This is a genomic window from Simplicispira hankyongi, assembly GCF_003570885.1.
GTDB classification, from domain to species: domain Bacteria; phylum Pseudomonadota; class Gammaproteobacteria; order Burkholderiales; family Burkholderiaceae_C; genus Simplicispira; species Simplicispira hankyongi.
The window spans coordinates 1-20,175 of record NZ_QXJC01000002.1; the positions used below are offsets into that span (position 1 = coordinate 1).

General features: G+C 61.1%; 19 protein-coding genes and 1 pseudogene. 9 read left to right on the forward strand and 11 right to left on the reverse strand.

What is annotated here, in order from left to right:
* From D3F03_RS06550 to D3F03_RS06585, 8 genes are all read right to left on the reverse strand, one after another.
* The coding region (locus D3F03_RS06550) for a methyl-accepting chemotaxis protein (RefSeq protein WP_158606140.1) at positions 1-1,002 on the reverse strand (1,002 nt) is incomplete at its 3' end.
* 55 nt (positions 1,003-1,057) lie between these two features.
* On the reverse strand, positions 1,058-1,699 hold the full coding sequence (locus D3F03_RS06555; RefSeq protein ID WP_119108611.1) for a chemotaxis protein CheW: 642 nt from the start codon (positions 1,697-1,699) through the stop codon (positions 1,058-1,060).
* A 12-nt stretch (positions 1,700-1,711) separates the two neighbouring features.
* Positions 1,712-3,154, reverse strand: a complete 1,443-nt coding sequence (locus D3F03_RS06560) for a CheR family methyltransferase (RefSeq protein ID WP_119108612.1) — start codon at positions 3,152-3,154, stop codon at positions 1,712-1,714.
* Between the two features lie 15 nt (positions 3,155-3,169).
* Positions 3,170-3,619 carry a chemotaxis protein CheW gene (locus D3F03_RS06565; RefSeq protein WP_119108613.1) on the reverse strand — a complete coding sequence of 150 codons (450 nt, stop codon included), beginning with the start codon at positions 3,617-3,619 and terminating at the stop codon, positions 3,170-3,172.
* 159 nt (positions 3,620-3,778) lie between these two features.
* Positions 3,779-4,414: a trimeric intracellular cation channel family protein gene (locus tag D3F03_RS06570; protein ID WP_119108639.1), complete on the reverse strand. Its 636-nt coding sequence runs from the start codon at positions 4,412-4,414 to the stop codon at positions 3,779-3,781.
* 26 nt (positions 4,415-4,440) lie between these two features.
* Complete coding sequence (locus D3F03_RS06575; RefSeq protein WP_119108614.1) at positions 4,441-5,724, reverse strand: M20 family metallopeptidase; 1,284 nt, start codon at positions 5,722-5,724, stop codon at positions 4,441-4,443.
* A gap of 93 nt (positions 5,725-5,817) precedes the next feature.
* Entirely contained in the window at positions 5,818-7,284 is a 1,467-nt protein-coding gene (locus tag D3F03_RS06580) for an MFS transporter (protein WP_119108640.1), read from the reverse strand.
* 483 nt (positions 7,285-7,767) lie between these two features.
* Positions 7,768-8,658: a LysR family transcriptional regulator gene (locus D3F03_RS06585; protein WP_119108615.1), complete on the reverse strand. Its 891-nt coding sequence runs from the start codon at positions 8,656-8,658 to the stop codon at positions 7,768-7,770.
* Positions 8,659-8,827: 169 nt separating this feature from the next.
* Between D3F03_RS06585 and D3F03_RS06590 the strand changes: the two genes are divergently transcribed.
* The 4 genes from D3F03_RS06590 (at position 8,828) to D3F03_RS06605 (ending at position 11,142) form a co-directional block, all read left to right on the forward strand.
* Positions 8,828-9,436 (forward strand): FMN-dependent NADH-azoreductase, encoded by a 609-nt coding sequence (locus tag D3F03_RS06590; protein ID WP_119108616.1) that lies wholly within the window; start codon positions 8,828-8,830, stop codon positions 9,434-9,436.
* Positions 9,437-9,463: 27 nt separating this feature from the next.
* Positions 9,464-9,739 carry an NAD(P)-binding domain-containing protein gene (locus D3F03_RS06595; RefSeq protein WP_119108617.1) on the forward strand — a complete coding sequence of 92 codons (276 nt, stop codon included), beginning with the start codon at positions 9,464-9,466 and terminating at the stop codon, positions 9,737-9,739.
* On the forward strand, positions 9,736-10,470 hold the full coding sequence (locus tag D3F03_RS06600) for an SDR family NAD(P)-dependent oxidoreductase (RefSeq protein WP_119108618.1): 735 nt from the start codon (positions 9,736-9,738) through the stop codon (positions 10,468-10,470). The genes D3F03_RS06595 and D3F03_RS06600 overlap by 4 nt, the downstream gene beginning before the upstream one ends.
* Before the next feature lie 72 nt (positions 10,471-10,542).
* The gene (locus D3F03_RS06605; protein ID WP_119108619.1) at positions 10,543-11,142 is read left to right on the forward strand and encodes an NADPH-dependent F420 reductase; all 600 of its coding nucleotides are present in this window, start codon (positions 10,543-10,545) and stop codon (positions 11,140-11,142) included.
* A 30-nt stretch (positions 11,143-11,172) separates the two neighbouring features.
* Here D3F03_RS06605 and D3F03_RS06610 read toward each other — a convergent pair whose 3' ends face one another.
* Positions 11,173-11,751, reverse strand: a complete 579-nt coding sequence (locus D3F03_RS06610) for a TetR/AcrR family transcriptional regulator (RefSeq protein WP_119108620.1) — start codon at positions 11,749-11,751, stop codon at positions 11,173-11,175.
* Positions 11,752-11,900: 149 nt separating this feature from the next.
* Here D3F03_RS06610 and D3F03_RS06615 point away from each other — a divergent pair, with 149 nt between their 5' ends.
* The 5 genes and pseudogenes from D3F03_RS06615 to D3F03_RS06635 all read left to right on the forward strand — a co-directional run.
* Entirely contained in the window at positions 11,901-12,536 is a 636-nt protein-coding gene (locus D3F03_RS06615) for an NADPH-dependent F420 reductase (RefSeq protein WP_119108641.1), read from the forward strand.
* A gap of 49 nt (positions 12,537-12,585) precedes the next feature.
* Positions 12,586-13,527 (forward strand): SDR family oxidoreductase, encoded by a 942-nt coding sequence (locus tag D3F03_RS06620; protein WP_119108621.1) that lies wholly within the window; start codon positions 12,586-12,588, stop codon positions 13,525-13,527.
* 201 nt (positions 13,528-13,728) lie between these two features.
* A complete protein-coding gene (locus D3F03_RS06625) occupies positions 13,729-14,349 on the forward strand; it encodes an NADPH-dependent F420 reductase (RefSeq protein ID WP_119108622.1) in 621 nt (206 codons plus the stop codon).
* Positions 14,350-14,438: 89 nt separating this feature from the next.
* A complete protein-coding gene (locus tag D3F03_RS06630; protein WP_119108623.1) occupies positions 14,439-14,855 on the forward strand; it encodes a nuclear transport factor 2 family protein in 417 nt (138 codons plus the stop codon).
* An 85-nt stretch (positions 14,856-14,940) separates the two neighbouring features.
* Positions 14,941-15,117, forward strand: a pseudogene (locus D3F03_RS06635) (IS630 family transposase); the annotation flags it as partial.
* A 180-nt stretch (positions 15,118-15,297) separates the two neighbouring features.
* Here D3F03_RS06635 and D3F03_RS06640 read toward each other — a convergent pair.
* The gene (locus tag D3F03_RS06640; protein WP_119108624.1) at positions 15,298-16,767 is read right to left on the reverse strand and encodes an efflux transporter outer membrane subunit; all 1,470 of its coding nucleotides are present in this window, start codon (positions 16,765-16,767) and stop codon (positions 15,298-15,300) included.
* 37 nt (positions 16,768-16,804) lie between these two features.
* Positions 16,805-20,047, reverse strand: a complete 3,243-nt coding sequence (locus D3F03_RS06645) for an efflux RND transporter permease subunit (RefSeq protein ID WP_119108625.1) — start codon at positions 20,045-20,047, stop codon at positions 16,805-16,807.
* Between the last annotated feature and the right edge of the window lie 128 nt (positions 20,048-20,175).

A 20,175-nucleotide genomic window follows, 5' to 3' on the forward strand; every position in this document is an offset into this window, starting at 1 on the left:
CGCCACCTTCTGCGCGCTCTCCGAGACGTACTTGGCCTTCTGGCTCGATACTCCGGCGGCCTGCTTCACCTCTTCCACCGTTGCCGTGGTCTCGCTCACCGCGCTGGCCGTCTCCGCCGCACCGGACGCCACTTGCGTCGTGGTGGCAAGAATCTCGCTGGACGAGGAAGCGAGTACGCCGACGCCTTCATTTAGTTCTCGGGTTGTGCGCCGCAGGCTCTCGACCATAGCGCCGAATGCACGCATCAAGCTGCCGACCTCGTCAGCGCGATTGTTCTTGGGGACCTCGACAGTGAGATCGCTCGCAGCCACCCGTTCGGCGGCGCGCGACAACTCGCGCAACGGCCCTGCGATCACCCGCTCCAGCAATAGTGTCAGCACGAGGCCGATCGCCAAGGCCGCGATCCCGACAAACAAAAAACCGCGAAATGACTGATGGGCCTGTAGATCGGAATTGGCTACGGCCAGACGCGCGCTTTCTTGGGCTGCGTTGCCGAGTTCCTGGGCAATGGTGCGAATTTTTTCCTCCCGCTCCTGCTGCACGCCAACTGTGCGCTGCCCCGCTTCCGCGATCTTGCCGGCGAGGATCAGCGGAATGACCTCGGAGTCCTTCGTTTGGGCGAATGCCTGCCAGACCGATTTCAGCTCCTCTAGCCGCGATAACTGCTTGGGGTCGTTCTTCGCCCGCGCAAGGAGGTTGAGGATGAGGCGGTCAATCTGTTTCGAGAGTTCCGCGGCTTGCGCCAGCAGCGGATCCTGTTCCGCGCGCTTGCTCAAGAGCTGTGCTTCAAGTATCAAAGCCCGCATCTGGTTTTGATACACGCGCAGGGCCTGTAGTTCGCTCAGGTTAGTGAAGTCTTGTTGGTAGAGTCGATTCTGCGACTCGCGGATGGTGTTGATGCCTGTGTAGGCACTTGCAATCACTGCAACGATCAGCGCGAAAATCAGCCCGAAGCAAACAAACAGCTTGTTGCGGGTCGTAAGATCCAGAAACCATTTCATGTCTGCTTCTCCATGCATGCTTTTCTGCCTGCCACTCTGGATCCAGCCCGAGGCATCATTGGCCGTCCACCTGTTCCTGCACCACGATTTCCTCGTCAGCAAGCAGCTTCCCAGCATCGAGAACCACCGTGCGCTCCGGGGTGACCCCCTTCAGGTATTTCTCCCGGACGCCGGTGAGCGTGGGTAGCGCGGGCTGGATTGCGGCAAGCGCAATGCGGCGCACGCCAAGGATGGCATCCGCGAGGATGCCGAACACCATGCTTCCGGACCCGAGAACGATGACTTTGTTCAGATCGGGCAAACCGGTTTGCGGGAGGTCGAAGAATTTGCGCACGTCGACGACCGAAACGATCTCGCCATGCAGGTTGACGATGCCAAGCACGAAGGTCGGCGTGCACGGTAGCGGAGTGAGGTTTTCCAGCAAAGAAACCTCACGCACATAAGAGGATTCGACAGCGTAGTGCTCATGAGCAAGCAGAAATTCCACCACCTCGATGCTTTGATCTATGGTTTGCGTTCTGTCGGGCTCCAAGGCGAGTGCTAGCGCTCTCTCATGCAAGATCCGTCCGGTCTCATCGCTCCCGAGCGCCCAGGCCTGTTCGCTGGCAGCTTGAATCGTGTCCAGGCGGGCGCGCACTTCGACCCAATCAATGGCTGCTCGATGGGTCTTGCGGGACCCTGATGGGTTCGTCCTCATGCGACAACCTCCTTACGTGTGCCCCAGGCTCGCCTGTGCCGAGGTGATGATTTCCACAAACCGAGCAGCGCTCAACCCGTCCGACTCCGGCAACAGGGCATCGGCCGGGCACGCCCGTAGCAGAGTCAGTGCATTGACGAAATGCCGTTGCGCTTCTCGCTGACGCCCACCGGACAGGCAAAGGTTGCCCAAGGCGAAATGGGCCAGCGCGAAATCGGGTTCCAAATAAAGCGCGCGCCCAAGGGCACGTTCGGCGGTCTCGCTTTGCCCTTGCTCCTGACAAATAGCAGCAAGCAGATAGTAGTGTGCCGGGTTGAGCTTGTCGGCGGCAATCGCCTTTTCGCACCATTCGATCGCTTCGGCGAGCCTACCCTCATCGGCGCAAGCACGGGCTTTGCTTCTCGGCGTTTCTGGCTCTTCGTGCTTGGGCGAGTCTGCCTCTTCTGCTTGTGTCGCGTGCACGCCACCTTCTGCATGCAGAATTTCGAGCGCGAAGGTCGGCCAGGCTACCTTCAAAGGCGCAGTTGGACCCGGCGCGTCGGCTGCTGCAGCCTCTCCAGCATGCAACATGCCTTGAGAGTTGATGGCGACGGACAAGGGTCCGCCGACCGCTGTCTTGCGATACAGGAAGGCGCCTGGAAATTCGACCGTGGTGAATTCGGAAAGATTCACTTGCGCGGTTTCAGCGGGGCTGGTGATCAGCCAACCCCCATCGACGAGCAAGCCGTGCAGCTTCGCGATGACCATTTTTGCCCTTTGCTGAGCAAAATACATAAGCACGTTGCGGCAGAAGATCACATCCACCGCATTCATGCTGTTCATGCACGATGGGTAAGCATCGTCGGCGAGATTGAGATAGGAAAAGGTGACCATCCTGCGTATCCGCGGCTGGATTTCGAAGCTTCCGTCCTGTCGCCGGATGAAATACTGATCCTTAAGCCTGCCGGGCGTGTCGCGAAACGACCATGCACCATATACCCCCTGTGCCGCCTTGCGCAGAAACTGCGGGTTAATGTCCGTCGCCAGGATAGTCACATTCCATTTATCGAGATCGGGGATCAACCGATCGAGCAACATCGCGATCGAATAGGGCTCCTCGCCGCTGCAGCATCCCGCACTCCAAATGCGAATATGCCTTCCGGTTTTTGCACGGGCCCGAAGCAACTCCGGCAGGATCTGCTGCTCAAGAATGTCGAGACTTCTTTTTTCGCGGAAGAAATAGGTCTCGCCTACCGTCAAGTGGCTCGCAAGCATCTCTATTTGCGCTCGCGTCAGAGGCGCAGCAAGAAGCCACCGGATATAGTCTTCAGCTTGCGGGTATCCCGACTTGTGGGATGCAGCGACGATGCCGCGCTCCAGATCACGCCATCGCGCTCTCGGGAAGTAAAGCCCCATCTGCGATTCGAGCAAATCGCTCAGGAGCGACAGTAACGAGTCGGGCAAGGAAATCGGCATATCGATGCACGTCGGTCAGTGCTTTTCCAACGCCAAATCCAAAGACTGCTCTTCCTCTGGAGAAAAGAACCGATCCAGATCCTGAATCAAAACCAGACCATCGTGCGTCTTGAGCACGCCCTCAATTTGAGGGGTGCCTCCGACAATGTCACCGGTGCACACGACAGCATCAGCCGGACGTTCGACTACACCCAAGACGGACTCCGCGATGATGGCGAGTCGCCTGGTGCGTGCACGCACCACAACCAGACTGTCGGCCGCTACGACTGCCCGCGGAGCAAGGCCAAGGCGCTTGCGGATGCTAACGATCGCGACCACTTCGCCCTGGATATTGATGACCCCCACGACGACTTCAGGCGCCCCTGGCAGCGGCGTAATTTCAACCATGCGCAGGACACGGTCCACCGCGGCCAGCGGCAGAGCGTAAGTCTGCCCGTCAACCCTCAGTAGAACCAGTTTAATCATGGGAGTCCCCCTTTCCACTAAGGATCTCTCATATGGACGAATAGCGCAACGTGGAGACTGAATCACCCGGGGCGGTTCAAGGCCGATGCTGCACGCATTGGTCAGACAGAACGGATACCTGCTGCATCACGAAACGACGACCCTGCTGTCTAGCAGGCCCTATTCCGAGCCGTTGCCGTCGTGTTCGGAAGAGTGCGGCAGGTTCCACTTGTAGTGCAGCGATAGATAACGAAACGCAAAGCACGCCACTAAAGCAACCCAGGTTCTACTGCTCGACAACCATCCTAGATGCTCGCCAAACACTTCAATGCTGGCACCCACCAGCGCAGCCGACGCATAGATCTCACGCTGAAGGATCACCGGCACCCGATTGAGCAGCACGTCACGCACCACGCCACCGCCCACGGCAGTGACTATGCCCAGCAGAACCGCCACCTCCGCGTTATGGCCAAAGATCATGGCCTTCTGCGCGCCGGTCACGGCAAAGAGTCCCAGGCCGATGGAGTCGAAGAGAATCACCGGGTGCGCCAGGCGCACGACCAGCGTGTTTGCGGCTATCGTCATCAAGGCTGCCGCCATGGCAACGGCAAGGTAGCGCCAATCGGTCAGCCCGGCCGGCGGCACAGCGCCGATGCACAGGTCGCGCAGCACGCCCCCGCCGCAAGCGACCGTGAACGCTATCGCGACGACGCCGAACCAGTCGAGGCCGCGGTCTCTGGCAGCGACGGCACCGCTGATGGCAAAGGCGAATGTGCCCGCCAGATCGAGCGTTGTGAACAGGCGGTGGTCGTTCAGGCCGGCAAGTGCCAATTCGTGGACGTTCATGTGTTCGTTTCAGGCCGTGGCACCGGGGGGCACAGCCACGCGGCAGCGGCGGTCAGCATGGCCTGCAAGCCTGTCTCGAGCGTCGGGTGGATCTGCGGCGCGAACTTCGGCGAGTGGTTGCTGGGAATCTTGTTGACGGTTTTTTCCTGCTGGGCCTTGGCGTACACCGCTGGGTCGGTGCCGCCGACGAACCAGAACACATAGGGCACGCCCCAAGTGCGGCCGAAGATGCTGAAATCTTCACTGGCCGACGCTGGGCTGAGTGCCAGTGAGGCGTTCTTGCCAAACTGGTGGCCGAACGCCTGCGCCACCTTTTGTGTCGCGACAAGGTCGTTCTCGGTCAGCGGGTAACTGTTGATGGTGGTGAACTCGGGCGGCCGCTCGGCACCGGAGGCATCGCACTCGGCGCAGCAAATGCGGCGGATCGACTTGAGCATGTACTCACGCGTGTCCTCGCTGAAGGTGCGCATGTTCAACTTGATGGTGGCATCGTCGGGAATGATGTTTTCCTTGGTGCCAGCCTGCAGCGAGCCGATCGTGAGCACCGCCGGCTCGGTCGGTGCGATCTCCCGCGAGACGATGGTCTGCAGGCGCAGCGTGGTCGCGGCTGCCATGATGACCGGATCTATCGAGGTTTGCGGCTGTGAACCGTGTGAGCCGCGCCCGAAGAGCTTGATCTTCAGGCTGTCTCCGGCCGACAGTGTGACGCCGGGACGGTAACTCACGGTGCCGGCGGCACCGACCATCACGTGCTGGCCGAGGATGATGTCGGGTTTTGGGAAGCGGCCTGCGCCCCAGTCGCGCACCATGGCATTCGCGCCCTCGGCCGTTTCCTCGCCTGGCTGGAACACGACCATCAGCGTGCCCTGCCAGGCCGCGCGGTTCGTGGACAGGATGCGCGCGGCGCCGATCATCCAGGTCACGTGCATGTCATGGCCGCACGAATGTGCCACGCCGACCTCGACACCTTCCGCGTCGCGTACCGTCACGGTGCTGGCATAGGGCAGCCCGGTGTTCTCGGCCATCGGTAGCGCGTCCATATCCGCGCGCAGCATTACGGTCGGGCCGGCGCCGTTCTTCATCACGCAGACCACGCCGGTCACGCCGACGTTGCGCGTCACCTCGTAGCCGAGGCCCTGCATCGCGTCGGCGACGATCTTCGCGGTGCGGACTTCCTGCATCGACAACTCGGGATGCTGGTGAAGGTCTTTGTAGAGTGCTTCAAGTTCGGCCATCAGGGTGGGTCCGACCGAGCCGAGAGCTTGGGTGAGGGCATTCATGGCAACTCCAGAAGTGATGAAGCAAGGTTGAAAGATATCCGGTAGACAGCGTGCTTGAGGGAATCGTCGGCGCTTGACATGACAGTTGGGGATTCAGGCCTGCGCCTTCGTCCCCTTAGGCACCGTGAGCATGATGGAGACAATGGCCATCACGACCATCAGCACGTTGAAGCCCAGTGCAACGATGGCGGCTTCCCGCACGGCCAGGTTGTCCTGGCGGCCACTGAAGGTGATCACCCCTTCCAGCCAGTGCATGCCCGCTCTGTCGCCGCTGAGCGCAGTGAAAAGGGCGGCGGAGATCGCCACGCCGAAGGCAGCGCCGAGCGACGAAGCCATCTTGTAAATGCCCGAACCCGAGCCCGCCTGGGCCGCCGGAAGGTTCGACAGCGCCGCATCGGTCGACGGCGTCGCATAGAACGCCAGACCGACACCGAACAGGGCATAGCCGACGCTCGCGAGGATCTTGTAGTCCGACAGCAGCAGATTGGCAGGCGACACCAACAGAATCGCCAGGCCCGTGATCAGACAGCCCCAGACCATCGGCTTGCGCGGCCCGAAGTGCTGCAGCAGCTTCTCGCCCACGCGAATGAAGGCGATGATGGCAATCGCGTAGCCCAGCGTCAGAAAGCCGGCCTGTTGGGCGTTCATACCGCCACCGATCTGCACCAGTTGCAGCGACACGATCAGCGTGCCAGCGGTACCGTTGACCAGGAAGTTGGAAATCGTCGCGCCGGTGTAGGTCGCGTTCTTGAACAGGCTGAAATCAAAGAACGCATTTGGCGCCTTGTCTTCGAAGCGGAAAAACAGCCAGCCGAAGACCACTGTTACCGCCAGCAGACCCAGGCCGACCGGACTGGTCCACCCCAGCTTGTTGCCCTGGGTCACCAGCACCTGCAGTGCCACCATGGTGACCATGAAAGCCAGCACGCCAGACAGGTCGAAGCTGTACCCACCCTTGGTGTCGGCCCTGTTCTCGGGTGCGCCGTGCATCATCCACAGGCCGAGCACGCTGACGGCGATGGCCACCCAGAAGATCGAGCGCCAACCGAAGTGCTGCGACATCAAGCCGCCGAACAGCGCGCACAGGCCTGAACCGCCCCACGAACCGATCGACCACATGCTGATGGCACGCTGGCGCTCGGAGCCCTCCCAAAATGCTTTCACCAGCGCCAGACTGGCAGGCATGATGCAGGCAGCCGACAGGCCTTGCAGCGCACGGCCCAACAGCATGACGGGCGCAGCCAGCTGCCCCTGCGGCGTGATGGCCACCAGCAGCGAGCCGGCAATGCTCAGGTAAAAGCCGATGCGTGTGATCTTCAGCCGGCCGATACGATCGGCCAAGCCGCCCATCACCACGATGAAGATGCCCGAGAACAGCGAGGTGATGGCTACCGCGACGTTCATCGTGCTCGCATCCATGCCCAGGTCGCGGCCCATGTCGGGTGCAATGTTGAGTGTCGTCTGGGCAAACAGCCAGAACGCGATGACGCCCATGATGATGCCGAACAGCAGCCGGTCGTTGCCCTTGTACGCCACCTTGGATTGAACGCTGGGATTCATCTCGTTCTCCATTGCGCCTACGCAACCGGGTTTGTCTCGGCGGCTGCGTCACCGGCAAGTACCTTCTGATCGACCACTGCCGCCGGCATCGGCCGTCAAGGCCGACGAATCACAATACGCCTCTTGGCATTTCTGAGCAATACGTTTCCAATCGTTCTGCCCGTTGATCTGATGTTGCCCCTATTCTGGGAAATTAAAGTCGTAAACACAGGCCCAGCATCCATGCGGGTTTCCAGGCTATCGATACTTGAGGCGTGCCGACTAAAGTCGTAAACATCCAGAGTTCCCGGATTCCGCTCGACTCGCAAGCCTTCAAGCCAGCCGATAGCTCCCCTTTTGCCGCTCGCGAACCGCTCCTGCAGCGATCACTCACATCGCCGCAACCCCGCCGAGCGAGCTGCTCCGTCATCTCAAACAGCTGCACTCGGCATCTCAGCGAGACCTTCCGCCTACTGGAGCGCAGCTAAGAGCCGCATGATTCAACTAGACACTTTTGAGGCGATCAATCAACCACCGGCCTGCAGGGCCAGGAGGTGAAGCTGCCAAGTGATACGCGGATGTCGCGATCCGCACGCCAGCACGGGGCATCTCGTCGACGTCGAGGATGACAAGGCGCCCCTCTGAGACATCTTGATCCACCATGTGCAGCGGCATGCTTCCCCAGCCCAAACTTTGTTTCAGAAAGGCGTGCTTGGTCGATAGATCGGCGAGCCGCCAGTTGAAAGGGGAAACCACGCCGTAGTCCCGGCCCGCCAGCAACTTCGAGCGATCGGTCAGCACTAACTGGATGTGCTTTCCCAGCTCTTCGCGCGGTATCCGACCTTCGAACGCGACCAGCGGGTGGTCAGCAGCAGCGACCATCACCAGCGATATCTCGCCCAGACGCTCGCTCACGAGCGACGGAAATGACACGGGCAGAGAGCCGAGGATGCCCAGGCTGCAACGGCCATCGAGCACTGGCTCGTAACCGGCGCCTAGTCCTTCCACGAACAGTCTCAGCGGCGTGATGGGAAACCGCTCCGCGAATTCCTTAGCCGCTTGGCTAATGGCAATGGCGGGAAAGAACACGTCCACTACCACGGACAGCTCGGCTTCCATGCCGGAGGTCATCAGTTTGGCCCTTGCCTTGAGCTTGTCTACGCCCGAGACGATGTGGCGTGCATCGGCCAGGAGCAGTACCCCCTCTGCCGTGAGCTTCGGAAATCGGCCGCTGCGGTCGAACAGTGTCACGCCGATCTGCGCCTCCAGGCCAGCGACCCAACCGCTCACGGCGGATTGAACGCGGTTGAGCTTGCGCGCGGCGGCGGAAAAGCTGCCTTCATCGACCGCGGCCACGAAGGTACGCAACTGGTCCAGAGAAATGCCATCAAGCATGAGCCACTTCCATCCATCCCAAATATAGATGTTTCAGTTCTCAATATACCGTCTTTTCTAGATAACTGTTTGCTTGCACCATTCGTATCCAGCTGATTCATCCGGCTGATGCGCAGATGAATCCCACCCCCCATGCGCCCCAATAGGCGTTCACCGAAAGGATTTCCCCATGCAACTTCTCCACCTTGATTCCAGCGTTCTTGGCGCTGCGTCCGTCAGCCGCCAGCTTTCTGCGGAAATTGTTGCGCGGCAACGCGTCTTGCACCCTGGCTTACAGGTCGTCTACCGCGATCTTGCGGCTGACCCGGCTCTGCACCTCACAGGAACGCATATGGCCGCCTGGCAGGGTGCACAGGTCGAAGACGAGGTCATCACCGCCGACTTGGTCAAGGGCAACGCCTACTTGTCGGAACTCCTCGCCGCGGACATTGTGGTGATTGGTGCGCCGATGTACAACCTGTCCATCCCGACACCACTCAAGTCCTGGATCGACCGCATCGCAATTGCGGGGAAGACTTTCCACTACACGTCCATCGGCCCCGAAGGCTTGCTGGTCGGCAAGAAAGCGTTCGTCGCATCATCCCGTGGTGGGATCTACGCCCAGGGATCCCCGCGTGCGGCCATCGAGCACCAGGAGAGCTATTTGCTGGCTTTACTGGCGTTCTTGGGCATGACAGATACCACCGTGGTACGCGCCGAAGGCCTCGCCATGGGTGCCGACGTCAAGGATGCCGCCGTCGGGCAGGCCTTGCAGGACATCGCCGCCTTCGCGGCCTGACCATCCATTGACTTCCAAGAGAAGTTCATGACCTATTCCATCATCGGTGCTGGCAGCGTTGGCTCCGCCGTGGCCCATTACTTCGCCCGAGTCGACATTCCCGTGCGCATTGCCACTTCGCGTGGCCCGCATTGGCTGGCGGCGACTCGAAGTCCGTACGTCACGCCCGTCTCCATTGGAGATGCCATTGGCGCTGCCACATCACGCTGGCGATCCGTTTTAAGGTTGCCACAACTGCATCTTGGCCCGCGAGCAAGCAGATCCTTGCTTCCGCGCAACTCCAACGAAGGACATATGACATGAACCGACTGAATGGGAAGACCGCGGTGATCACCGGTGGCGCTACCGGCATCGGCCGCGCCGCGGCAAAGCGCTTCATTGAGGAGGGCGCTTTCGTCTTCATCTTCGGCCGTCGGCAGGAGGCGCTCGACGCCGCTGTGGCCGACCTGGGGCCTAATGCCCGCGCGGTGAAAGGCTCGGTCTCCGATCTGGTTGCCCTTGACAGACTCTACGCGGCGGTGAAGGCTGAGCGCGGCACCCTCGACATCGTCTTTGCGAATGCCGGAGCGGGAGGGCCCCTCCCGCTCGGCAAGCTTACCGCTGAGCACATTGACGAGACGTTCGAGACCAATGTGAAAGGGACCATCTTCACAGTTCAGAAGGCGCTCCCGCTGATGGGCGATGGCGGTTCGATAATTTTGACTGGATCGAGCGCCGGCACCACAGGCGCCCCAGCATTCAGCGTCTACAGCGCGAGTAAGGCAGCAGTGCGTAACCTCGCGCGGACCTGGGCGGAAGACCTTAAGGGCACCGGCATCCGGGTCAACGTGCTGTCGCCGGGACCAACGGCGACCGAACTTGCAAAGGAAGCGCTAGGAGAGGAAGGCATGAAAGTATTCGCCGCGATGAATCCGCTACAGCGAATGGCCGACCCAGCAGAGATCGGGGCAGCAGCTGCCTTCCTCGCCTCGTCGGACAGCAGCTTCATGACCGCCAGCGAGATTGCCGTCGACGGCGGCCTCGCGCAAATTTAACGCACTACGCCCGACCGGGCGCTCCATTCGAATGCGGAGCGTCGTCGGGCGTACTAAACCCAAGGAGAACATATGAGCTACGCAATCATTGGCTTCGGCAATATTGGCCAGGCACTAGCAAAGGCGTTTGCCCGCAAGGGAATCGAAGTATCTGTTGCAACCACTCGCGACCCAGAAAGCTTTGCCTCCGCTGCGGCTGCGATCGGACCTACGATCATTCCCAAAAAACTAGCGGAAGCCGTCAAAGCGGACATCGTCTTTTTGGCCGTCCGTTTCGAGTCGCACGAGGACGTCGCGAAGGCTCTACCGAGCTGGAAGAACAAGACCGTAGTCGATGTGACCAACGCCTACGGCGTGCCCCCTGAGCAACTGCAAGGACAACCTTCTTCCAGAGCAGTCGCGCAGGCGTTCACTGGTGGAAAACTGGTGAAGGGTTTCAACCATCTGGGCGCTGCCGTCCTTGCCCAGGAGCCGACCGTACATGGTGGTAGGAGAGTCGTGTTCCTCGCGAGCGACGATGACGGCGCAGCAGCGCAGATTGGTGCGCTTGCGGAAAATCTCGGCTTCTCCCCGATCAAACTTGGCGGGCTTTCCGAAGGCGGACTACTTGTGCAGGCGCGCGGGAATAGCTGGGGTCAATTGATCTTCAAGGACTTGGTCAAGTTCGACTGATCCCTGGCGACCATCCGATGCCGATGTGACTCAACGCGTGGCCTTCTTGACGCCGTTGCCAGGCCGATTTGTGAGGATGGCGCTCGCGACAATGTGAAAGAGATGATCGGCCCGTGGCGCGAATGAGGGTAGGTCAACGAGCCAGCCGAGCGCCGACATCAGGCCGAACAGGTCGTCCCCATTCATATCATTGCGCGCCGTACCTTCGGCCTGAGCACGGAGCAGAAGTCGAGCGCTCGCTGAGTGCACCGCTGCGCATGAAGCATAAAGAGCGGAGTCCGGGTTCGTGTGGGCGGCCGCCATCAGAGCGACAACGCCCCTATAGCTTTGCGTGAATACCACCCATTCACGAAACCAGGACAAGAGAGCTTCGCCAGGTGCAGTCGACGCTTCGAGTTCACCTGCTCTCTGTGTCAGTGCGTCCAGGTTCGTACGCACCAATGCATCGAACAAGGCTTCTCGCGTCGGGAAATGGCGAAGCAGTGTGGCCAGACCTACGTCGGCCCGGCGGGCGATATCTCGCATTGACGCGTCGACACCATGCTCTGCGACGACGCCGCGGGCGACCGAAAGTAGGTGGCTGTAATTTCTTTTGGCGTCAGCTCGCATAGGGTTTTTGACAAACGAACCATTGATCCATATAATCGGATCAATGGTTCGATTGCTTCCAATCGAAATATGGATCGATGATCCGCATGATACAGCGGCTTTGCGCCAATAGGAACAGAGGCACTGTCCGACAACAGAAAAGACACAGCATGAGCAATATCAGCATTATCGGATCAGGCGGGATCGCCGCAGCGATAGGCGGCCTTGCCGTCAAGGCCGGACACACAGTCGAGGTGATGAGTCGCGACGCCGCGAACGCGCGGCTGCTGGCCGAGCAGCTCGGAGCTGGCGCAACGACAGGGATGTACGGCGCCGTGCCGGCCGGAGACATCGTCATCCTGGCGGTTCCCTACTCCGCCGTGCTCGATGTGGTGGAGCAGTACGGCATGGGGCTGGCAGGCAAAGTCCTCGTCGACGTCACCAACCCCATCAACTCTGACTTCACCGACTTCGTGACTCCAAAGAACAGCTTCGGCGCGCAGGAGATTGCCAAGGCCGCGCCATCGAACGCTGATGTCGTCAAGGCATTCAACACCCTGTTTTCCCATGTCCTGGCGGCGGGTCCAGTCGATGGCCGTCCCTTGGACGTGTTCATCGCAGGGGACGACGCGCCGGCAAAGGCGCGCGTCTCGGCATTCATCGAGAGCCTCGGATTGCGTCCGATGGATACCGGACAGCTATCCATGGCGCTGACGCTTGAGCACGCCTGCCTGCTGTCGCTGGGGCTCCTCGCCCACTCTGTCAAACACACCAACTTCTCGATCGGCGTCAGCCTCCTCGGCTGAGGAAACGCACCATCCCTCTCGCATCCCATCACCCACAAGGAGCACTATCATGCACATATTCGTTACCGGCGGGACCGGCCATTCCGGTCCCTATATCATTTCCAACCTCATCGCAGCCGGCCACGAGGTTACTGCGCTTGCCCGCTCGGACAAGTCTGCAGAGGCAGTGTCAGCGCTTGGCGCCAAGGCGCGCCGCGGCGACCTCGATGATCTCGACGGGCTAAAAGCGGCGGCCGCAGCCTCCGACGGCGTCATCCACGTCGCGCATCGGCAGGATCTGCTTCCCACCGGAGGCCTCGACGCGGTGGCTGCCGCGGAGCAAAAGATCATGCTCGCATACGGTGAGGCTCTGAAGGGGACCGGAAAGCCGCTGGTCACCTCGGGGAGTATCGGCTCGCCGGGTTGGGAACATCTCGGCCGCCCAGCCACTGAGGAGGATCCCACTCTCTCTGGCGGCGAGAAGTTCAAGGGCACCTTGCGAGTTCGTAACGTCGTAGAAACGGCCGTACTGGGTCTCGCCAAGCAGGGCGTGCGGTCCTCGGTCGTGCGGATTCCTACCATCATCCACAGCACGACCGATAACACCGGCTTCCTCCCGATACTGATCGGACTTGCAAAGGAGAAGGGTGTCGTCGGCTATCCCGGCGATGGCAAGAACAATTGGTCGGCCGTGCACGCCCGTGACCTCGCCGTCGTGTTCCGTCTGGCGCTGGAGAAGAGCCCCGCCGGCAGGAATTGGCATGCGGTTGCCGACGAGGCTATTCCGTTCCGCGATATCGCCGAAGCCATCGGCAACCGCTTGAACCTGCCAGCCGTGCCGATTCCCGCAGATGAGCTGATGCTGCCGGGCTTTTTCGGGTTCCTCGCGAATCTGGTCAAGCTGGACGTCGCCGCGTCCAGCGCCATCACCCGCCAGATTCTCGGCTGGGATCCCACTCAGCCCGGCATGCTCGCCGATTTGGACAACGGCCATTACTTCCCTGCCGGCTGATGAGCTGACGGCAGGGAGCCCAGTCGCAACGACCCCGGCGGATAACCATGTCGCGTTGCCGTGGTCCGTTCGACCAAAGACTCTGTCGACCCGGCATGGGTTGAGGGATTACCCACATGGCTCGGCACACAGGAAATTTCAACTGGGGGATGCTCAGTATAGAGACTGCCAGCAATACCCCAACGCACTAGGAAAACACACATGAGTACCATCAGCATCATTGGTTCAGGAACCATGGCCACGGCTATCGCCGGCCGTGCCGCCAAGGCTGGACACACTGTCGAGGTAGTCAGCCGCGACACCGCAAAGGCGCAGGCTCTGACAGACAAGTTCGCAGCCGGAGCGGTCACAGGGATGTACGGCACCGCGCCGGCGGGCGACATCGTCATCCTGGCCGTGCCATACACTGGTGCGGCTGCGGTGGTGGCCGACTTTGGCGACGCGCTCGACGGCAAGGTGATCATCGACATCACCAACCCGGTTGCTCCAGACCTTTCGGGCCTCGTTACCCCCCACGGTAGTTCTGGTGCGCAGGAGACCGCCAAGGGCCTCCCCGCCGGCGCGCATGTCGTGAAGGCGTTCAACACCATCTTCGGCCACGTCCTTGCCAAGGATGGACACCTCGACGCGTTCATCGCAGCCGATGATGCGGAGGCCAAGGCACGCGTCGCAACTTTCCTCAAGAGTCTCGGGCTGCGTCCGTTGGATGTCGGCGGCCTGCACATGGCAGCGACACTCGAGGCGCTCGGTCTGATGATGATTGGCTTGGCCAAGAACGGGGCCAGCACCTGGGACATCGCCCTGAACGTTGAGATCGGCTGAATCACAGACACCCCGTCCTCACCGGCAGGTCTACAAAGTATCCGATGAGATCGGGCACGATCCGATATAAGGAAAACGGAGAGATTTCGATGAGCGCACAAGAGAATGTCGAGGTTGTGAAGGATTTCTTTGCAGCGACTGGCCGCGGTGATAGCCAAGGCCTGCTGGCGCTGTGTACCGAAGACATCGAGTGGATCATTCCGGGCGAGGACTGGCCCCTGGCCGGTACGCACCGCGGGCACGCCGGATTGCGGGACTTTCTGCAAAAGGCATCCGAAACGGTGGAGACTCATTTCCGCGGTCTCCCCGAGTTTGTGACGCAAGGTGACCGGGTACTGATAGTCGGCTCCGCTTGGGGCAGGATCAAAGCCACGGATAAGACGTTCGAGGACGATTGGGTGTTCGCCATCACCGTCCGAGATGGCAAAGTGACGAACATCCGGGAGAACATCGACACGCAGGCGCTAGCGCGGGCCTCGCAGATGGACGTGGCCGGGCCGGTGTAGCGCTCGTCATTTTCGGCCCTTGTGCCAGGATAGACAGCGCATCAGTCGGGATTTCCAATCGCACGCCGCGCGCTTTTCAAACCCTAATCCGGAGGAGAGGCTCAATACCGACTTGAAACAAGCCATGGGAAACTGTGTTCCCGTGCGTACCAAGGCCCGGCTGCGCGATGCAGCCAATGAGCACATGACCATGCTGGAGAAGTCCCTCGAGCGTGTCATGAGTTTCTTCCAAGACCAACGAGTCAAATACGCTGCGGGTTAAGACTTCATGGGGCCGGATCAATAGTAGATACAGCAAGGGCCCATTAGCGCCAGCTTCACGTTGTACAGCAGCGTGTCGCGCGGGAACGGCGTCAGAATCTGGTTTGTACGACCCATACCGAAGCTGACTCGTCGGTAGGTGGGTCAGCTTCGACTTTGGGGTGAATTTTCGCGCAGCCGTCTAATTCCTGCGATGTCCCGTCAGTGCATAGGAGGTTGGAATAGCTGGTAAAGGACCCCAGTCGCCACCCAATGAGCGAATCAACCCCACGGTTGCGTCGTACTGGCTGGCTCGCACCTGTAGCGCCTGGCGACGATTGCTAAGTTCGCTGCGCCGCGCGTCGAGCAAATCGAGCTGGCTCACATAGCCGTTGCGGTAGCGCGTGTCCGACATGGCGGTGGCGCTTTGTGCGGAGCGAACCGCGCGGGCTTGCGCTTCTGCTTGATCGTGCAGCAGGCGCAGGCTGGAGAGTTGGTCTTCGACTTCGCGAAATGCCACCAACACCTGACCGCGGTAGCTGGCGCCCGCAGCGTCAAGCTGGGCGCGGGCGCCTTGTACAGCGGCGTCGCGCCGGCCACCGTCAAAGATGGGTAGCGACAGCAGCGCACTGACACCCCATGCGCGAGAGGACCATTTCAGCAAGTCACCGATGTCCGTGGACGCATAGCCGCCGTTGGCGGTGAGCGCAATGTCGGGGAACCACGCGGTACGTACGACGCCCAAGCGGGCCTGGGCCGCCATCAAACTGCTTTGCGCTGCCGACACATCCGGGCGGCGGGTCAGCACGGTGGCGGGCACGCCGGCCGGGATGGTGGGTAGCGCGGTGGTCCAGGTGGTCACTGGCACGCTGAAGCTCGATGCGGCATCGCCCACCAACGCTGCCAGGGCATGCTCGAGCGCAGCGCGGCGGCGGTCCAGCGCAAAGGCGTCGGCTTCGGTGGATGCGACTTCGGTGCGTACGCGCTCCACATCTAACTCCGCAATGTCGCCCGCCTGGAAGCGGCGCTCAGTCAGGCGCAAGGTGTCCTGGTAGGCATCGACAGTGCCGCGCACCAGGGCGATTTCCGCGTCTAGCGCGCGCAGTGCCAAGTAGGTTTGCGCGGTATCTGTTTGCACGGCGAGACGGGTGCTTTGCAGCAAGGCATCGCGCGCCTGCGCATCCAGGGCTGCGGCGGTGCTGGCACCTGCCAGCCGGCCAAACAGGTCCAGTTCATACGACACGCTGGCGCCCGCCGTGTGCAGCGCGGCGGGGCTTGTGCCGCCAACCGTGTTGGCGCCTGCCTGCCGGCTGCTGGATGCATTCAGCCCCACTTGCGGCAGTCGGTCCGCATCGGCTTGGCGCAGCAATGCGTGGGCTTGCGCCAATCGGGCCGCTGCTTCCTGAATGCTGGTGTTGTGCTCGCCGGCGCGTTCCACGAGCGCGGTGAGGCTGGGGTCTCCAAACACCAGCCACCAGGCGCCGCGGGCTTGGGCTTCGGCAGGGGCGGCTGCTACCCAGCGCGGTGCGCCAGGCGCTTGCTCCTTGAATTGACTCGGCGGCGTGAGCGGTTCGGGCGCCTGGGTAGGCGCGCTGGCGCAGCCGGCAATGGCCAGCGCTGCAACCAGAGGAAGCAACGCGCTGCGCAATGGAAATATGAAACGGTGTGTCATGGTCGATAGTCCGTACGTGTGGATGTCTGTGGGACAGTTATTCGTGCGCTTTGCGCGCGGCTGCTGGCGCAAGGTGGGCGCCGCCGCCAGCACCGCGCGGGGTAGAGACGATTTCTTCCGCCAGTGCAACATCGCCGTGGTGTTGCAGGGGCCGGTTGCCCGCCAGGCGGCGCATCAGCACATAGAAAACAGGCGTGAGGAACAGACCGAATGCGGTCACGCCGATCATTCCTGAGAACACGGCCACGCCCATGGCGCGGCGCATTTCCGAGCCTGCGCCAGTGGCGAGCACCAGCGGCAGGACGCCCATCACAAAAGCCAGTGAGGTCATCAAAATCGGGCGCAGCCGCAAGCGGCTGGCCTCAATGGCGGCGGCGACGGGCGTGCGGCCAGCAAACTCCAGCTCGCGGGCAAACTCCACAATCAAGATCGCGTTTTTGGCGGACAGTCCCACCAGCACGATGAGTCCGATCTGCGTGAACACGTTGTTGTCGCCATGCGAAAGCCACACGCCGGTCATGGCGGCGAGCAAGCCCATGGGAACGATCAGGATGATGGCGACCGGAAGCGTCAGGCTTTCGTACTGCGCGGCCAGTACCAAAAACACCAGCAAGATGGCCAAGGGGAACACCAGCGAGGCAGAGTTGCCCGCCAAAATTTCCTGGTACGTCAGCTCGGTCCATTCAAAGCTGATGCCTTTGGGCAAGGTCTCGGCGGCGATGCGCTCAATGGCAGCGCGCGCTTGCCCGCTGGAGTAGCCCGGCGCTGCGCCGCCGTTGATGTCGGCCGCGAGGTAGCCGTTGTAGCGCATGGCGCGTTCGGGCCCAAAGCTGGAGTCCACCTTCATCAAGGCCGACAGCGGCACCATCTCGCCCGTGGTGGAGCGCACTTTCAACAAGCCAATGTCTTCAGCGCGTGCGCGGTATGGCGCATCGGCTTGCACACGCACGCTGTAGGTGCGGCCAAACTGGTTGAAGTCGTTGGCGTACAGGCTGCCCAGATAGATCTGCATGGTGTCGAAAATATCGGTCACCGACACGCCCAGCTGGCGCGCCTTGGTGCGGTCAATGTCGGCATACAGCTGCGGCACGTTGACTTGCCAGCTTGTGAACATGCCTGCCAACTCGGGCGTTTGGTAGGCCTTGCCCATGAAGGCTTTGACAGCGGCGTCCATCTGCTCGTAGCCCAGCGAAGCGCGGTCTTCCAGTTGCAGCTTGAAGCCGCCCGTGGTGCCCAGGCCGGATACTGGCGGCGGAGGAAACATCACGATGAAGGCGTCTTGAATGCCGGCAAACTGCTGGTTGAGCTGGCCTGCAATCGCACCGCCACTTTGGTCGGCGCGTTCACGCGCGGAAAACGGCTTGAGCGTTGCGAACACGATGCCCGAGTTGGAGCTATTGGTGAACCCGTTGATAGAGAGGCCTGGGAAAGCAATGGCGTCTTCCACATTAGGGTTCTTCTTCATGATGTCGCCCATGCGGTGAATGACGTCTTCAGTGCGGTCCAACGTGGCGCCATCAGGCAGCTGCGCGAAGCCGATCAGGTACTGCTTGTCCTGGCCCGGCACAAAACCGCCAGGAATCACCTTGAACAAGCCAAAGGTTGCGCCCACCAGCACCAGGTAAATCACCAGCATCAGGGTTTTGCGCGAGATCACGCCTTTCACCCCGCCGCTATAGGCCTCGGAGCCCCGGTGGAACACCTTGTTGAAGCCGCGAAACAGCCAGCCAAAGGTACGATCCATGCCACGCGTTAACACGTCCTTGGGCGCATCGTGGCCGCGCAGCAGCAGGGCGGCCAGCGCAGGTGACAGCGTGAGCGAGTTGATCGCCGAGATCACGGTAGAGATGGCGATGGTCACCGCAAACTGGCGGTAAAACTGGCCGGTCAACCCACTGATAAATGCCAGCGGCACAAACACCGCCACCAGCACCAAGGCGATGGCGATGATGGGGCCCGATACTTCGCGCATGGCGCGGTACGTGGCATCACGCGGCGAGAGACCGGCTTCGATGTTGCGCTCTACGTTTTCGACCACCACGATGGCGTCGTCCACCACAATGCCGATGGCCAAGACCAGCCCAAACAGGCTGAGCGCATTGATCGAGAAACCAAGGCCGTGCAGCACGGCAAACGTGCCAATCACCGACACCGGCACCGCCAGCAGCGGGATGATGGATGCGCGCCAGGTTTGCAAGAACAAAATCACCACCAGTACCACCAACAAGATGGCTTCGAGCAGCGTATGCACGACCGATTCAATGGATGCGCGCACAAACTGCGTGGGGTCGTACGCAATGCGGAACTCCACACCTTCAGGCATATTTTTTTGCAGCGCGGCCATGGTGCTGCGCACTTCAGACGAAACATCGAGCGCGTTGGAGCCCGGTGCCTGGAACACGCCCATGCCCACAGCGGGGTCGTTGTTCAGCAGTGAGCGCAGTGAATAGTCGGCCGAACCCAGCTCCAGGCGCCCAATGTCGCGCAGGCGGGTAATAGCGCCATCGGGTGCGCTTTTGACGATGATGTCGCCAAACTCTTCCACCGTTTTCAGGCGGCCTTGCGCATTAATGGACAACTGCATGTCGACGCCTGGCAAGCCGGGCGAGGCGCCCACTACGCCTGCGGCGGCCTGTACGTTTTGCCCGCGGATGGCGGCCACCACATCGCTGGCCGAGAGACCACGCTGCGCGACCTTTTGCGGATCGAGCCACACCCGCATGGAGTAGTCGCCGCCACCAAAAATCTGCACTTGGCCAACGCCCTGAATGCGCGCCAAACTGTCTTTAACGTTCAGCAGGGCGTAGTTACGCAAATACGTCATGTCGTAGCGGTTGTTGGGCGACACCAGGTGGACAACCATGGTCAGGTCGGGCGAACTCTTGATGGTGGTGATGCCCAAGCGGCGCACTTCTTCTGGCAAACGCGGCTCGGCCTGCGATACGCGGTTTTGCACCAGCTGCTGGGCCTTGTCAGGGTCGGTGCCGAGCTTGAAGGTGACAGTTAGTGTCATCACACCATCGGTAGTGGCTTGGCTGCCCATGTACAGCATGCCTTCCACGCCGTTGATGGCTTCTTCCAGAGGCGTGGCCACGGTGGCGGCAATCACTTTGGGGTTGGCGCCGGGATACTGGGCGCGTACCACCACTTGCGGCGGCACCACATCGGGGTACTCGGAGATAGGCAGGGCGCGGATGGAGACAAGCCCTGCGATCAAAATCAAGAACGACAGAACGCCTGCAAAAATCGGGCGATCAATAAAAAATTTAGAGATATTCATGGTGTGCTCCTGCGGCTGCGCGGGCGCAGCCCTCCCCCAGGACGGCGGGTGTCAAGCCGTCCGGCGGTGTGGAAATCAATAGCGATTTGTGGGATCGCGCGTCTACGGTGCGCAGGCGCGCGCCAGCA

Excerpts from the sequence above, each read along its gene's own strand:
- D3F03_RS06555 (WP_119108611.1), bottom strand. The coding sequence starts at position 1,699 with ATGAGGACGAACCCATCAGGGTCCCGCAAGACCCATCGAGCAGCCATT.
- D3F03_RS06560 (WP_119108612.1), bottom strand. The coding sequence starts at position 3,154 with ATGCCGATTTCCTTGCCCGACTCGTTACTGTCGCTCCTGAGCGATTTG.
- D3F03_RS06565 (WP_119108613.1), bottom strand. The coding sequence starts at position 3,619 with ATGATTAAACTGGTTCTACTGAGGGTTGACGGGCAGACTTACGCTCTG.
- D3F03_RS06575 (WP_119108614.1), bottom strand. The coding sequence starts at position 5,724 with ATGAATGCCCTCACCCAAGCTCTCGGCTCGGTCGGACCCACCCTGATG.
- D3F03_RS06580 (WP_119108640.1), bottom strand. The coding sequence starts at position 7,284 with ATGAATCCCAGCGTTCAATCCAAGGTGGCGTACAAGGGCAACGACCGG.
- D3F03_RS06585 (WP_119108615.1), bottom strand. The coding sequence starts at position 8,658 with ATGCTTGATGGCATTTCTCTGGACCAGTTGCGTACCTTCGTGGCCGCG.
- D3F03_RS06590 (WP_119108616.1), top strand. The coding sequence starts at position 8,828 with ATGCAACTTCTCCACCTTGATTCCAGCGTTCTTGGCGCTGCGTCCGTC.
- D3F03_RS06595 (WP_119108617.1), top strand. The coding sequence starts at position 9,464 with ATGACCTATTCCATCATCGGTGCTGGCAGCGTTGGCTCCGCCGTGGCC.
- D3F03_RS06600 (WP_119108618.1), top strand. The coding sequence starts at position 9,736 with ATGAACCGACTGAATGGGAAGACCGCGGTGATCACCGGTGGCGCTACC.
- D3F03_RS06605 (WP_119108619.1), top strand. The coding sequence starts at position 10,543 with ATGAGCTACGCAATCATTGGCTTCGGCAATATTGGCCAGGCACTAGCA.
- D3F03_RS06610 (WP_119108620.1), bottom strand. The coding sequence starts at position 11,751 with ATGCGAGCTGACGCCAAAAGAAATTACAGCCACCTACTTTCGGTCGCC.
- D3F03_RS06615 (WP_119108641.1), top strand. The coding sequence starts at position 11,901 with ATGAGCAATATCAGCATTATCGGATCAGGCGGGATCGCCGCAGCGATA.
- D3F03_RS06620 (WP_119108621.1), top strand. The coding sequence starts at position 12,586 with ATGCACATATTCGTTACCGGCGGGACCGGCCATTCCGGTCCCTATATC.
- D3F03_RS06625 (WP_119108622.1), top strand. The coding sequence starts at position 13,729 with ATGAGTACCATCAGCATCATTGGTTCAGGAACCATGGCCACGGCTATC.
- D3F03_RS06630 (WP_119108623.1), top strand. The coding sequence starts at position 14,439 with ATGAGCGCACAAGAGAATGTCGAGGTTGTGAAGGATTTCTTTGCAGCG.
- D3F03_RS06640 (WP_119108624.1), bottom strand. The coding sequence starts at position 16,767 with ATGACACACCGTTTCATATTTCCATTGCGCAGCGCGTTGCTTCCTCTG.
- D3F03_RS06645 (WP_119108625.1), bottom strand. The coding sequence starts at position 20,047 with ATGAATATCTCTAAATTTTTTATTGATCGCCCGATTTTTGCAGGCGTT.